Source organism: Aeromonas sp. sia0103 (genome assembly GCF_963895295.1).
Classification (GTDB): domain Bacteria; phylum Pseudomonadota; class Gammaproteobacteria; order Enterobacterales; family Aeromonadaceae; genus Aeromonas; species Aeromonas encheleia.
The window spans coordinates 157802-169929 of record NZ_CAWQKG010000044.1 but is presented as its reverse complement, the minus strand read 5'-3'; the positions used below and the strand labels follow the sequence as shown (position 1 = coordinate 169929).

Sequence of the window (12128 nt, the reverse complement as noted above, 5' to 3'; positions counted from 1 at the left end):
CAATGACGATGCGACATAACAGGGCAGACGGTGGCCACAGGCCGCCGTCTGCCCGTCCCTAATCTGGACTGCAGCCCTAGGCTGCGACCCCGCCCATCGACAAGGATGCCGGCGGGCATGGCAGGAGAACTATTTGTGAGCGAGAGTCTGGTCATCCGTCTGGGGACCAATGCGCAGCAGCCGGTGCACTGGTTGGTCTGGTCGACTCAGGAGCAGGAGATCATCGCCTCCGGCACCCTGGCATCCGCCCATGGACTGGGGGAGCTGCGCGAGCGGGCCGGTGGCCGCCCCGTGGTGACCCTGGTGCCGGGCAGCGATCTCATCTTCCGGCGGGTCAGCCTGCCGGGTAAATACAACCGTCAGGCCGCGGCGGCCCTGCCATACCTGCTGGAGGAGCAGATCGCCTCAGATGTGGAGGCGTTGCACCTGGTGGTGCTGGCTCATCAGGGCCACGACGTGGACCTGATGGCGGTGGACAAGGTGAAGATGCAGGGCTGGCTCGACTGGCTGCAGCAGGCGGGGCTCACCAGCCTGCAACTGCTGCCGGATGTGCTGGCACTGCCGCTCGCCAGCGATGGGTGGTCGGCCTTGCAACTGGGGGAGGAGTGGCTGCTGCGCCAGGGCCCCTGCCAGGGCATAGTGGCTGAGGAGTCGCTGCTGGCCATGCTGCTGGCGGCCCAGGCCGAGCCCGTCACCATCCACACCCATACCCCGGCGCCCGCCATCCCGGCCGCCAACTGGCTGGCTGCGGATCCCGAGCTGCCCATGCTGCTGCTGGCCAAGGGAGCGCTCGGCTGCCAGGCCAACCTGTTGCAGGGGCCCTATCGACCCCAGACCGAATACTCCCGTTACTGGCTGCAGTGGCGCAAGGTGGCCGTGGTGGCGGGGCTGCTGCTGCTGGTGGCGCTGACCCAGCGCGGGGTGCATCTCTATCAGCTGGCGGAGCAGGACAAGGCGCTCAAGGCCGAGATCCGGCAGGTCTATACCCGGATCTTCCCGGGGGAGACCCGCATCGTCAACGTCCGCAGCCAGATGGCCCAGCACCTCAAGCTGATGGGGCAGGCCCCGCAGGATGGGGTCTTGCTGCTGCTGACCGAGCTGGCCCCGGTGTTCGCCGAGGTGCCCGGCCTCAAGCCCGAGGTGCTGCGCTTCGACGCGGCGCGTGGCGAGCTGAGGTTGCAGGTCACCGCCCCCGGTTTCACCGAGATCGAGCGCTTCCGCGAGCTGGCGGGCAAGCGTTTCGAGGTGCAGCAAGGGGAGGTGCGCAGCACCGAGGGCAAGGTCGAAGGGGCACTGGTACTCAAGGGTAAATCATCATGATGGACAAACTGCAAGGCTGGTGGCGTGGCATCAGCACCCGCGAGCAGCGGCTGGTGGCCGTGGGGGGCGGTATCTTCCTGATCGGGCTCTGCTACTGGCTCATCTGGCAGCCGGTGGCCAACCGCATCGCCGAGCGTGAGCGGCAGGTGATCAACCAGCAGCAAACCCTGGCCTGGTTGAAGGAGAAGGGGCAGGATGTGCTGGCGATGCAGGCCGGCAGCGGCCGCCAGATCGACACCAGCGGCACCCTGGACGGGGTGGTGAACCGCACCGCCTTCAACCAGAAGATCAAGATAGCCCGGCTGCAACCCCAGGGGCAGGAGCTGCAGGTGTGGATCGATACGGTTCCCTTCGATGACTTGCTGCTCTGGCTGGCGACCCTCTCCGATCAGCACGGGGTGCAGGTGCAGATCATCGAGGTGGCCCGTGAAAATCTGGCGCCGGGCCTGGTCAAGGTCAGACGCCTGCAGCTGAGTCGCCCTCTATGACGCTGACTGTTCTGATTGCCGGCCTGTTTCTGATGGCCTCTCTCGGTAATCTGGCACCGGGCCTGGTCAAGGTCAGATGCCTGCAACTGAGTCGCCCTCTATGATACTGGCTGTTCTGATTGTCGGCCTGTTTCTGATGGCTCGTCCCGGTCTGGTGCCGGGGCGGGTCAAGGTCAACCCCTTGCCATCGAGTCGTTCCCAATGAAGCAAAGAGTTCTGATTGCCAGCCTGTTCCTGCTGACCTATCTCGGGTTCCTGCTGGCGCAACTGCCCGCCACCCTGGTGGTCCGTTATCTGCCCCTGCCGGCCAATCAGGTGCGGCTGGAAGGGGTGAGCGGCACCCTCTGGAGTGGTCAGGTGGCCCGCCTGCAATACGCCAGCGAGTCGCTCACCCAGCTGCGCTGGGATCTCAATGGCTGGTCGCTGCTGCGCCTCGCCCCCGAGCTCTCTCTGCGCTTCGGCGATCGCTCTGGCCTCAACGGGCAGGGGGTGATCGGCTGGAACGGTGCGGCATTCGGCCGTGACATCACCCTCAACGCCCCCGCGCCCTGGGTGCTGGAGCGGGTGCCCATGCGGTCACCCTTCCCCCTGACGGCGGTGGGCCAGCTGCAGCTCAGGGTCGATCAGTTTGCCCAGGGCAATCCCTGGTGTGAGGAGCTCTACGGCAACCTGCACTGGTACGGCGCCGAGGCGGACACTCCGGCCGGCAAGCTGCAGCTGGGGGATCCCGAGGTCAAGCTGACCTGTCTCGACTCCCGGCTGGTGGCCGAGATCAAGCAGGGCTCGGAGGCGGTACAGGTGCTGGGCAAGCTGGAGCTGCAGGCCAATCGCCAGTACCTGTTCCAGGGCACGCTCAAGCCGGGCCCAGAGCTGCCGGATCAGATGAAGCAGGGGCTGCCCTTCCTCGGCCAGCCCGACGGCCAGGGGCGCTTCCCGCTGCGTTATCAGGGCCGGATCTGAGCCAGCGTCACTGTTGACTATCATCACCCCGCCCCGGCGGGGTGATGTCGTTATGGGGCCGGCATCTGACCCTGTCCCGGCGTGGTGATCAGGTGGTTCAGAAAGAAGCCGAACAGCTCGGCCCGGGAGCCGAGCCGCAGTTTGGCGTAGAGGTGCTTGCGATGATTCTTCACGGTGCCGCTGCCAATGCCGAGCGCGGCGGCGATGGCCTCGGTGTCCAGCCCCTGCAGCAGCAGGCCGGCGACCTGCCGCTCCCGGCGGGTCAGCAGATCCCCGCCGACGCTGGCCATCGCCCGGGTAATTGCCGCCTTGAGGGTGGCGCCGTCCGGTCCAGTTCCATCCCCGTCGGCGGCACTTGTCGCAATACTCTTTGCGGCACTCTCCGTCAGCAGGGGCTGGGGCTGCTGCCAATGCTGGCGGCAGAGGGAGTGGATCAGCGGAAACAGCTCCTCCAGTCGGGCCCGTTCGCTCGGGCGCAGGGCGCGGCGCTTGCCGAGTCGGCCCAGGAACAGCATCAGCGTCAGCCCTTCGCGTATCGGCAGGATCAGCCCCACCTCCTCCTGCCAGCCGGTGGCCTGATAGAAGCGCCGGCGATAGTCCGGATCCAGCTGACCGTTGGACAGCTCCGCCAGGGTCCAGACCCCGGCACTTAACCCGCGCGCCAGCGCCTGCATAAAGGGATCCTGGCCGAAGTGGCCGGTGAGATAGCGGTCGAACAGCAGCTCCCGCTGATGGCTCAGGTTGTCATAGAGATAGAGGGGGCGAGACCCAACCCCGAGCAGCAGGGCGCAGTCGAACGCCACCTGGCGCTGAATGAGGCGCACCAGCGTGGCAGGGAAGGCGCTGCCGTGCAGGGCATCGACGACGGCGGTCAGATCTGTGGTGAGGGCGGCGCAGGTCATAGTGGGCTCCGGGGCAGGGGGCCACGCGACCCCATTCGGCTGGCATGCTAGCACGGTGGTGACAAAACTGTCCCCTGGGGGACATGGTCGCGCTCACGTCGAACGGCGAGGATGGCCGCTTTTCCCCTGCCGTTGGAGACCCCATGTTCAACCCCCATCTGCTGGACGAGCTGAGCCAGCGCGGGCTTGTCGCCCAGAATTCCGACCCCGTCGCCCTGCGCGATCATCTGGCCGTGCCGCGCACCCTCTATTGCGGCTTCGATCCCACCGCCGGCAGCCTGCACATCGGTCATCTGGTGCCGCTGTTGATGCTGCGCCGCTTCCAGCTCGCCGGTCACATTCCGGTGGCGCTGGTGGGCGGCGCCACCGGCCTCATCGGCGATCCCAGCTTCAAGGCGAGCGAGCGCAGCCTCAACAGCGGCGAGACGGTGCAGGGCTGGGTCGCCAGCCTGTCGGCCCAGATAGAGGCGCTGTTGCCCGCCGGCGACGGGTTGGCGATGCCCAGACTGGTCAACAACGCCGACTGGACGGGGCAGATGTCGGCCCTCGATTTCCTGCGCGACATCGGCAAGCACTTCTCGGTCAACGCCATGCTGGCGCGGGAATCGGTGCGCCAGCGGCTGGCCCGCCCGGAGCAGGGCATCTCCTTCACCGAGTTCGCCTACGCCCTGCTGCAGTCCCAGGACTTCGCCGTGCTGCACGAGCGGCTCGGCTGCACCCTGCAGATCGGCGGCAACGATCAGTGGGGCAACATCACCGGCGGCATGGATCTCAGCCGCCGCCTGCACCGGGCCCAGGTCTATGGCATGACGCTGCCGCTCATCACCAAGGCGGATGGCACCAAGTTCGGCAAGACCGAGGGGGGCGCTATCTGGCTGGATCCGGCGCTTACCTCGCCCTACGCCTTCCATCAGTTCTGGCTCGGCACAGCGGATGAGGACGTCTATCGCTTCCTGCGCTACTACAGCCTGATGCCGCTCGCGACCATCGAGGCGCTGGAGGCGGAAGACGCCAGGCGGGAGGGGCGCAAGCGGGCGCAGCAGGTGCTGGCGGACGAGCTGACCGAGCTGGTACACGGCAAGGGGGCGCTGGCGGCGGCGCGGCGCATCGGCGAGCTGCTGTTTTGTGGCGAGGTGGCCCGCCTGGGGGAGAGTGATCTTGCCCAGCTGGCGCAGGATGGCATGCCGAGTTGTCGGGTGGAGGGGGCGCAGGATCTGATCAGCCTGCTGGTGACATGCGGCCTGGCCGGCTCCCGCCGCATCGCCCGCGAGCTGCTGGCGGCGGGGGCCATCAGCCTCAACGGGTCGCTCAGACAGGATGAGCGGCTGACTCAGGGCGATCGGCTGTTTGGCCGCTACCTGCTGCTGCGCCGTGGCAAGAAGCAGTATCAGCTGGTGGAGTGGCTGGACTGAGACGGCAGCGGCGCGAGCATGACAAGGGCCGCCTGGGCAGCCCTTGTTGCTACGTGATCGCCGGCAGATTCAGACTGCCAGCGGCAGCAGCTCGGCGTAGTCACGGATCGCCGGGAAGGCGGTGATCAGCTGCTCGGGTTGGCGGCTGTCCGGGTTCTGGATGGCGAGTCTATGGCCGATGCCATAGTCGGCGGCGGCCCGCAGGATCCGCTCGCTGTCATCGACGAACAGGGTGCGAGCCGGATCGAACGCCAGCCGCTCGGCCAGCGCCTGCCAGCATTGCTGACTCTCCTTCGACCAGCCCAGCTCGTGGGTGCTGACCATCAGATCCAGGTGCGCGCCCAGTCCGAGCCGCGCCTCCTTGACCGAGAGGCTGGCGGGGTGGGCGTTGGTGAACAGCACCAGCTGCTTGCCCGCCGCGCGCAGGGCGGCCAGGAAGGGAATGGCATTGGGCCGCCACTGGATCTTCTCCAGGATCTCCTGCTTGAGGGCACGGATGTCCAGCCCCAGAGTCCGGCTCCAGTAATCCACGCAGTACCAGTCGAGGGTGCCGCTGACCGCCTGAGCGTGGGCATCCATTTGTGCCTTGGCCTCGGCCAGCGGCAACCCGAGACGCTCGGCGTAACGCTGTGGCACCAGCTGCTGCCAGAGGTGGCTGTCAAAATGGAGATCGATCAGGGTGCCATCCATATCGAGCAGAACGGTATCTATCTGGTGCCAGGGCAGTGGGGTCGGCATGGAAGCTCTCTTGGTGTCACGCAGGGCGCTGAAAAAGGAGCGTCACTATAACGTATTTTTCCGGCATCTTTCCCCGCCTTGCCCCGTGGTGTTCGGGGTGGGAGTCGTTTACTCTTGAAGCACTATTTTTTAACCGGCAATCAGCGCCCGACGATGGATCATAACAAGAGCAAACCCGAGCGACTCGAGGCCGAGATGATGGATCAGGACAAGCGCAAACCCGTCATCCTCAGCGCCGAGATCGTGGCCGAGAGCCGCCTGTTCAAGGTGGAGTCCCTGCATCTGAAATTCTCCAACGGCGAGGAGCGGGTCTACGAGCGGATGCGCGGTGGCAACAGAGGCGCCGTCATGGTGGTGCCGCTGTTCGACGCGCACACCCTGCTGCTGGTGCGCGAATACGCGGCGGGCACTCACTCTTACGAGCTCGGCTTCCCCAAGGGGCTGATCGATCCGGGTGAGAACGCCTTAGAGGCGGGCAACCGGGAGCTGATGGAGGAGGCGGGCTTCGGCGCCCACAGCCTGATCCCCCTCAAGCAGGTGTCGCTGGCCCCCGGCTACTTCTCCAGCCGGATGGATATCCTGTTGGCCCGGGATCTCTTCCCCGAGCAGCGCATCGGCGACGAGCCGGAGCCGCTCGAGGTGATCCCCTGGCCGCTCAACCGCATCGACGAATTGCTGGCGCGCCCCGACTTCACCGAGTCGCGCAGCATCAGTGCCCTGCTGCTGGCCCAGAAGTGGCTGGCGGAGCAGGAGAAGAAGCGCCCATAAGGGTATAAAGGGTAATAAAAACAGAGGGTAGCAAGATGCAGGAGTTGTTGGCCTGGGTGCCTGGGGTCAAGGAGATCGCCCGTGAAGCGGGTCGGATCCTTCACGAAATCTATCACGGCGGTCAGTTCGAGCGTCAGCTGAAGGAGGATGCGACCCCGGTCACCAGTGCCGATCTTGCTGCCGATGCCTACCTCAAGGGGGCGCTGTCGGCGCTCACTCCCCATGTTCCCGTGCTGACCGAAGAGGCGGCCGATGTGCCCTTCAGCCAGCGATCCAACTGGCGGCAGTACTGGCTGGTAGATCCCCTCGACGGCACCGGCGAGTTCATCGCCGGCAGCGGCGACTTCGCCACCCTGATCGCCCTGGTGCGGGACAACGTGCCTGTGCTCGGCGTCATCTATGCCCCGGAATCCGACGTGCTCTACTGGGCGGTGCGCGGCCACGGCGCCTTCAAGGAGGTGGGGGGCGAGATCTATCCCATCAGCGCCATGCACCATGAACACGACCTGCCGGATGCGCTGGTGGTGGCCATCAGCCGACGCCAGAAGCTGGAGAGGCTGACCCGCCGTCTCAACCCCGCCATCAACTACGAGCTGATCCCGCTCGGCTCCAGCTCCCTCAAGTCCTGCCTGGTGGCGGAGGGGGCTGCCGACTGCTATGTGCGGCTCGGCCCCACCGGCGAGTGGGACACCGCCGCCGCCCAGTGCATTGTCGAGGCGGCCGGTGGCCGCATCCTCAGCCTGACCCTGCAGCCGCTGAGCTACAACGAAACGGAGTCGCTGGAGAACCCTGACTTCATCGTGATGGGGGATCCGGATCTCGACTGGGGCAAGATACTGGCGCACTGAGCCGGCTGAAAAATCACCGCTGATCAGCAATCAGGCGACCTCGGGGTCGCCTGATTGTTTGGTGTGATCCGCTGGTTATATCCGCGATGAGCAGGGATATCCGCTATCAAATCGCGAAGATAACAGTGGATCATCACAAGGGCGCCATGAGAATTGGCATATTTTTCAGGTAATCCTGCAAACTCAAGTTTGGTCAAAAGAAAAAAATGGATATGGATCTTATTTTGGTTTTATATATCGCAAAATTGCCAATTTGTAGTTTTACAGGATTCCGTGTTCCAGATCCTGTTCCCAATCTCACTGGCCCGAGCCCGTAATGGTAGTGATATGTTTCAGCGCCGCTTTTTGAGAATTAAATTCGGATAAACCACAATATGTGCAGATTAAAATACTGACCATAAGTGAATTATCGATGAGTTTATCTGCAGAGGTTACCAAGGAGCTGTCTGGTTCCCAGCCAGCCATCGCCACCAGCAGCTGGCGCCGTCATGACACCCACTGGGTGATCAGCCTGTTTGGCACCGCCGTCGGCGCGGGCATCCTGTTCCTGCCCATCAACCTGGGTCTCGGCGGGATCTGGCCCCTGCTCATAGTAGCCGTGCTGGCCGGTCCCATGACCTTCCTGGCACACCGCGGGCTGGCCCGCTTCGTGTTGTCCTCCTCCCGTCCCCAGGCCGACTTCACCGAGGTGGCGGAGGAGCACTTCGGCAAGATGGCCGGCCGCCTCATCTCGGCGCTCTACTTCCTCTCCATCTTCCCCATCTTGCTCATCTACGGGGTAGGGCTGACCAACACGGTGGAGAGCTTCATGGTCAACCAGCTCGGCATGGCGACCCCGAACCGGGTGATGCTGTCCGGCCTGCTGGTGTTTGCCATGATCGCAGTGATGATGGCCGGCGAGAAGGCGATGCTGCGGGCCTTCGCCTTCATGGTCTATCCGCTGGCGGCCATCCTGGCGGCGCTCTCCTGCTACCTGATCCCCCAGTGGCACTGGCCGGAGGTGACCGCCTTCGACGGCGTCGGCTTCCTCAACACCGTCTGGCTGGCGCTGCCGGTGACCGTCTTCGCCTTCAGCCACGCCGCCGCCATCTCCGGCTTCGCCAACGTGCAGCGCCGTGAATATGGCGAGCAGGCGGAGGCCAAGAGCGGCCTGATCCTGCGCAACACCACCGTCATGCTGGTGGGCTTCGTGCTGTTCTTCGTCTTCTCCTGCGTGCTGAGCCTCTCCCCGCTGCAGCTGGCCGAGGCCAAGGCCCAGAACGTCTCGGTGCTCTCCTATCTCGCCAACATCACCGACAACCCGGTGATCATCACCTTGGGACCGCTCATCGCCTTCATCGCCATCAGCTCCTCCTTCCTCGGCCACTTCCTGGGAGCGCGGGAGAGCCTCAAGAGCCTGATCGCCAAGCCCACCGGCCTGTCGCTCGCGAAGGCGGACAGGCTCGGCATAGCGCTGATGTTCTTCGCCATCTGGGGGGCGGCGGTGCTCAACCCCGGCATCCTCGGCCTGATGGAGACCCTCTCCGGCCCCGTCATCGCCATGATCCTGTTCATCATGCCGGTGGTGGCCATCTACAGGGTGGAGGCGCTGGCCCGCTTCCGTCAGGGCTGGGTGAACGGCTTCATCCTGCTGACCGGGTCGCTGGCGGTGTCGGCGCTGATCTTCAGCCTGTTGAAGTAAGGGGTACCGCGTTTCGCGTAGGCCCATTAACGAAAAGAGGCGACCCCTGGGTCGCCTCTTTTCGTTCTGATTGAGCGCTCAGCCCAGCTTGGCGCCGTTCTCCACCGCCTGCTCCGGGATGGCCATCACCACGGCGCCGTCGGCCCGGTAGAAGCCGGTCAGCAGAAACTCCGATTGGATGGGACCTATCTGCTTGGGCGGGAAGTTCACCACCGCGACTATCTGGCGCCCCACCAGCTCTTCCGCTTGGTAGAGATCCGTGATCTGGGCGCTGCTCTTGCGCACACCGAGCTCTGGCCCAAAATCGGCCCACACCTTGTAGGCGGGCTTGCGCGCCTCGGGGAAGGGCTCGACCCGCACCAGGGTGCCCACCCTCAGCTCCACCATCTCGAACTCTTGCCAGCTTATGGTCTGCATCTGCTCTCCTCGCGTGTTGTCCATGTCCGCCAGCATGCCCGATCTCGCCACGGCTTGTCTTCGGCGCAGAGCCGGCGCGTTACGGCAACCGGCCGTTTTGCTGGCGCCAGGCCGAGGGGGTCAGCCCGGTCTCGGCCAGGAAGCGCTCGGCGAAGGCCCCCTGGTTCTGGTAACCGACCCGGCAGGCGACGTCGCCTATGGGCAGGGCGCTCTGGCTCAACAGGGTGCGCGCCAGCGCCATGCGCCGCCCCCGGATGTAATGGGAGACGCTTATGCCGAGCTGCTGGCGAAAGGCGTGCTTGAACTGGCTCTGGCCGAGGCAGGCAACGCCGGCGAGTCGCTCGTTGTCGAGCGGCTCGGCGAGGTGGGCCTCGATATGGCGCTGCACCCTCGCGATGCGGGGGGCTATGCGGGTCGCCATGGCCGGGCCCATGCCCCGTGACTCGGCCAGCAGCCCGAGCCAGACCTGCTCCATGCCGGCCACCTGCCGACCCTCGGCCACCATCCGGTGCAGGAAGGCGAGGTAGTGGCGCTGGGGCTCGTCCAGCGTGATGAAGGGCTGGCCCGCGAGCGCCTCCGGCAGCCAGGGGCTCTCCTGCACCAGGAAGGAGAGCGCCGGATCGGCCGCGAAGTCGTGCCGCTCGCCGGGGGCTATCACGCAGGCGAAGCCGGGCGTCAGCCTGCGCCCCTGGCCCTGCACCTCTATTTCGATGGGGCCGTCGAGGGGGATCACCAGCTGGGCGAAGTCGTGACTGTGGCTGCTGATGTCGCTCTGGTAGCGGCGCAGGCTGAAGGGGGGTGGGGCAGATGGCAATGACGCGGCCCGGGGCCGCGTCATCGAAGAAAGATCGCTCTTTGGCATAGGCTGAGAGGATTATTCGACGTCGAAATCTTCGATCTCTTTGCCCAGCGCTTCCATGATGGCGCGCGCCTCGGCAGGGACGCTGTCCGGATGGTCCTTGCGCAAGTCGTCGTCACCGGGCAGCGGCTGGCCGGTAAACGCGTGCAGGAAGGCCTCACAGAGCAGCTCGCTGTTGGTCGCATGACGCAGGTTGTTCACCTGGCGACGGGTGCGCTCATCGGTCAACACCTTCAGCACCTTGAGCGGGATCGAGACGGTAATCTTCTTGACCTGTTCACTCTTCTTACCGTGTTCCGCATAGGGGCTGACGTAGTCGCCGTTCCACTCTGTACCCATGATTCACCTGTTCTCATTTGGCCGTGAGCGCGGATTTTAACCCTTAAGGTATTCAATGGCAATCCAACGGCAAAGCCATTTAGACGTCTGGAAGTGTTGACGGCTTTTTTGTGCTGGCGTAAGGTGGTTCACCATGGGCTGGCGATAGGGCCGGCCCTGGCGGGAACGGGTGTGGCAGAGTCAAGGCGGCCATCGTCCAGAGACAGATCAAGGAGAGTGAGATGACCCACAAGGCCACCCTGGCGGTACGCACCGGGATTGAGACAGACACACAGCACGGCGCCGTGGTGCCACCCATTTACCTCTCCAGCAACTACACCTTTGCCGACTTCGGTGAGCCCCGTCAATACGATTATGCCCGCTCCGGCAACCCGACCCGCACCAACCTGGCGGACGCGCTGGCGGCGCTGGAAGGGGGGGCGGGCGCCGTGGTGACCGGCACCGGCATGGGCGCCGTGCACCTGGTGACCACGGCCCTGCTCAAGGCGGGTGATCTGCTGCTGGCCCCCCACGACTGCTACGGCGGCACCTGGCGCCTGTTCGAATATCTGGCGGCCAAGGGCCACTACCGGGTGCAGTTCGTCGATCAGGGGGATGCCGCCGCCCTGGCCGCGGCGCTGGCGCAGAAGCCAGCGCTGGTGTGGGTCGAGACCCCCTCCAACCCGCTGCTGCGGGTGGTGGATGTGGCCGCCATCGCCGCCGCCGCCCACGAGGTGGGCGCCCAGGTGGTGGTGGACAACACCTTCCTCTCCCCGCTGTTGCAGCAACCGCTGGCGCTGGGGGCGGACGTGGTGGTGCACTCCACCACCAAGTACATCAACGGCCACTCAGACGTGGTGGGGGGCGTCGCCATCGCCAAGGAGCCCGCGCTCGCCGACTCCCTGGTGTGGTGGGCCAACTGCCTCGGCCTGACCAGCGGGGCCTTCGATTCCTACCTCACCCTGCGCGGGTTGCGCACCCTGGCCCCCAGGCTGCGCGCCCATCAGGAGAACACGGATCGCATCCTTGCCTTCCTGCAGCAGCAGCCGCTGGTCAAACAGATCTACCACCCCAGCCTGCCGGGCCATCCGGGTCACGAGATTGCGCGCCGTCAACAGTCCGGCTTCGGCGCCATGCTAAGTTTTGAGCTCGACTGCGACGAGGCGGGGCTGCGCGCCTTCCTCGAGGCACTGACCCTGTTCTCGGTGGCCGAGTCCCTCGGCGGGGTGGAGAGCCTGGTGGCCCATCCGGCCAGCATGACCCACAGGGCCATGACCCCGGCGGCCCAGCAGGCGGCGGGCATCAGCGCCCAGCTGCTGCGCCTCTCGGTGGGCATAGAACACGGCGACGATCTGGTGGCCGATCTGGCCCAGGCGTTTGCCAAGGCGCAGTTGGCCGGGCAATGACCCGGCCGCAG

General features: G+C 65.4%; 13 protein-coding genes. 8 read left to right on the top strand and 5 right to left on the bottom strand.

Translation table 11 applies throughout. The features are described from left to right. Positions 1 to 135 precede the first annotated feature (135 nt). From exeL to exeN, 3 genes are all read left to right on the top strand, one after another. Positions 136 to 1320, top strand: coding sequence for a GspL family type II secretion system protein ExeL (gene exeL / locus AACW18_RS14770; RefSeq protein ID WP_126623407.1), 1185 nt, complete (start codon positions 136 to 138; stop codon positions 1318 to 1320). Continuing rightward, entirely contained in the window at positions 1317 to 1808 is a 492-nt protein-coding gene (exeM, locus tag AACW18_RS14765; protein ID WP_042653123.1) for a GspM family type II secretion system protein ExeM, read from the top strand. Before exeL ends, exeM begins: the two co-directional genes overlap by 4 nt. A 201-nt stretch (positions 1809 to 2009) precedes the next feature. Continuing rightward, the gene (exeN, locus tag AACW18_RS14760; RefSeq protein WP_218389091.1) at positions 2010 to 2768 is read left to right on the top strand and encodes a GspN family type II secretion system protein ExeN; all 759 of its coding nucleotides are present in this window, start codon (positions 2010 to 2012) and stop codon (positions 2766 to 2768) included. Positions 2769 to 2818: 50 nt separating this feature from the next. Here the strand turns inward: exeN and AACW18_RS14755 are convergent, their stop codons facing one another. Next, positions 2819 to 3670: a helix-turn-helix transcriptional regulator gene (locus AACW18_RS14755; protein WP_218389090.1), complete on the bottom strand. Its 852-nt coding sequence runs from the start codon at positions 3668 to 3670 to the stop codon at positions 2819 to 2821. Positions 3671 to 3813: 143 nt separating this feature from the next. Here AACW18_RS14755 and tyrS point away from each other — a divergent pair, with 143 nt between their 5' ends. Further along, complete coding sequence (gene tyrS, locus AACW18_RS14750) at positions 3814 to 5082, top strand: tyrosine--tRNA ligase (protein WP_218389089.1); 1269 nt, start codon at positions 3814 to 3816, stop codon at positions 5080 to 5082. A 69-nt stretch (positions 5083 to 5151) separates the two neighbouring features. On the opposite strand, the gene yrfG is transcribed toward tyrS, so the two are convergent. Next, complete coding sequence (gene yrfG, locus AACW18_RS14745; RefSeq protein WP_218389088.1) at positions 5152 to 5820, bottom strand: GMP/IMP nucleotidase; 669 nt, start codon at positions 5818 to 5820, stop codon at positions 5152 to 5154. A gap of 153 nt (positions 5821 to 5973) precedes the next feature. On the opposite strand from yrfG, the gene nudE reads away from it, so the two are divergent. From nudE to AACW18_RS14730, 3 genes are all read left to right on the top strand, one after another. Continuing rightward, positions 5974 to 6588: an ADP compounds hydrolase NudE gene (gene nudE, locus AACW18_RS14740; RefSeq protein WP_218291586.1), complete on the top strand. Its 615-nt coding sequence runs from the start codon at positions 5974 to 5976 to the stop codon at positions 6586 to 6588. A gap of 35 nt (positions 6589 to 6623) precedes the next feature. Continuing rightward, positions 6624 to 7436, top strand: a complete 813-nt coding sequence (gene cysQ, locus AACW18_RS14735) for a 3'(2'),5'-bisphosphate nucleotidase CysQ (protein WP_218329391.1) — start codon at positions 6624 to 6626, stop codon at positions 7434 to 7436. Positions 7437 to 7848: 412 nt separating this feature from the next. Further along, entirely contained in the window at positions 7849 to 9117 is a 1269-nt protein-coding gene (locus AACW18_RS14730) for an aromatic amino acid transport family protein (protein WP_218389087.1), read from the top strand. A gap of 78 nt (positions 9118 to 9195) precedes the next feature. On the opposite strand, the gene AACW18_RS14725 is transcribed toward AACW18_RS14730, so the two are convergent. From AACW18_RS14725 to metJ, 3 genes are all read right to left on the bottom strand, one after another. Further along, a complete protein-coding gene (locus AACW18_RS14725) occupies positions 9196 to 9534 on the bottom strand; it encodes a tRNA-binding protein (RefSeq protein WP_218291589.1) in 339 nt (112 codons plus the stop codon). 79 nt (positions 9535 to 9613) lie between these two features. Next, positions 9614 to 10372, bottom strand: coding sequence for an AraC family transcriptional regulator (locus AACW18_RS14720; protein WP_218389086.1), 759 nt, complete (start codon positions 10370 to 10372; stop codon positions 9614 to 9616). A 36-nt stretch (positions 10373 to 10408) separates the two neighbouring features. Next, positions 10409 to 10732 carry a met regulon transcriptional regulator MetJ gene (gene metJ, locus AACW18_RS14715; RefSeq protein WP_033128908.1) on the bottom strand — a complete coding sequence of 108 codons (324 nt, stop codon included), beginning with the start codon at positions 10730 to 10732 and terminating at the stop codon, positions 10409 to 10411. Positions 10733 to 10953: 221 nt separating this feature from the next. Here metJ and metB point away from each other — a divergent pair, with 221 nt between their 5' ends. After that, complete coding sequence (gene metB, locus AACW18_RS14710; protein WP_218389085.1) at positions 10954 to 12117, top strand: cystathionine gamma-synthase; 1164 nt, start codon at positions 10954 to 10956, stop codon at positions 12115 to 12117. Positions 12118 to 12128: the final 11 nt, after the last annotated feature.

Bases quoted from the DNA above. Each gene is read 5' to 3' on its own strand.
- exeM (WP_042653123.1), top strand. From the start codon at position 1,317: ATGATGGACAAACTGCAAGGCTGGTGGCGTGGCATCAGCACCCGCGAG.
- exeN (WP_218389091.1), top strand. From the start codon at position 2,010: ATGAAGCAAAGAGTTCTGATTGCCAGCCTGTTCCTGCTGACCTATCTC.
- AACW18_RS14755 (WP_218389090.1), bottom strand. From the start codon at position 3,670: ATGACCTGCGCCGCCCTCACCACAGATCTGACCGCCGTCGTCGATGCC.
- tyrS (WP_218389089.1), top strand. From the start codon at position 3,814: ATGTTCAACCCCCATCTGCTGGACGAGCTGAGCCAGCGCGGGCTTGTC.
- yrfG (WP_218389088.1), bottom strand. From the start codon at position 5,820: ATGCCGACCCCACTGCCCTGGCACCAGATAGATACCGTTCTGCTCGAT.
- nudE (WP_218291586.1), top strand. From the start codon at position 5,974: ATGGATCATAACAAGAGCAAACCCGAGCGACTCGAGGCCGAGATGATG.
- cysQ (WP_218329391.1), top strand. From the start codon at position 6,624: ATGCAGGAGTTGTTGGCCTGGGTGCCTGGGGTCAAGGAGATCGCCCGT.
- AACW18_RS14730 (WP_218389087.1), top strand. From the start codon at position 7,849: ATGAGTTTATCTGCAGAGGTTACCAAGGAGCTGTCTGGTTCCCAGCCA.
- AACW18_RS14725 (WP_218291589.1), bottom strand. From the start codon at position 9,534: ATGCAGACCATAAGCTGGCAAGAGTTCGAGATGGTGGAGCTGAGGGTG.
- AACW18_RS14720 (WP_218389086.1), bottom strand. From the start codon at position 10,372: ATGACGCGGCCCCGGGCCGCGTCATTGCCATCTGCCCCACCCCCCTTC.
- metJ (WP_033128908.1), bottom strand. From the start codon at position 10,732: ATGGGTACAGAGTGGAACGGCGACTACGTCAGCCCCTATGCGGAACAC.
- metB (WP_218389085.1), top strand. From the start codon at position 10,954: ATGACCCACAAGGCCACCCTGGCGGTACGCACCGGGATTGAGACAGAC.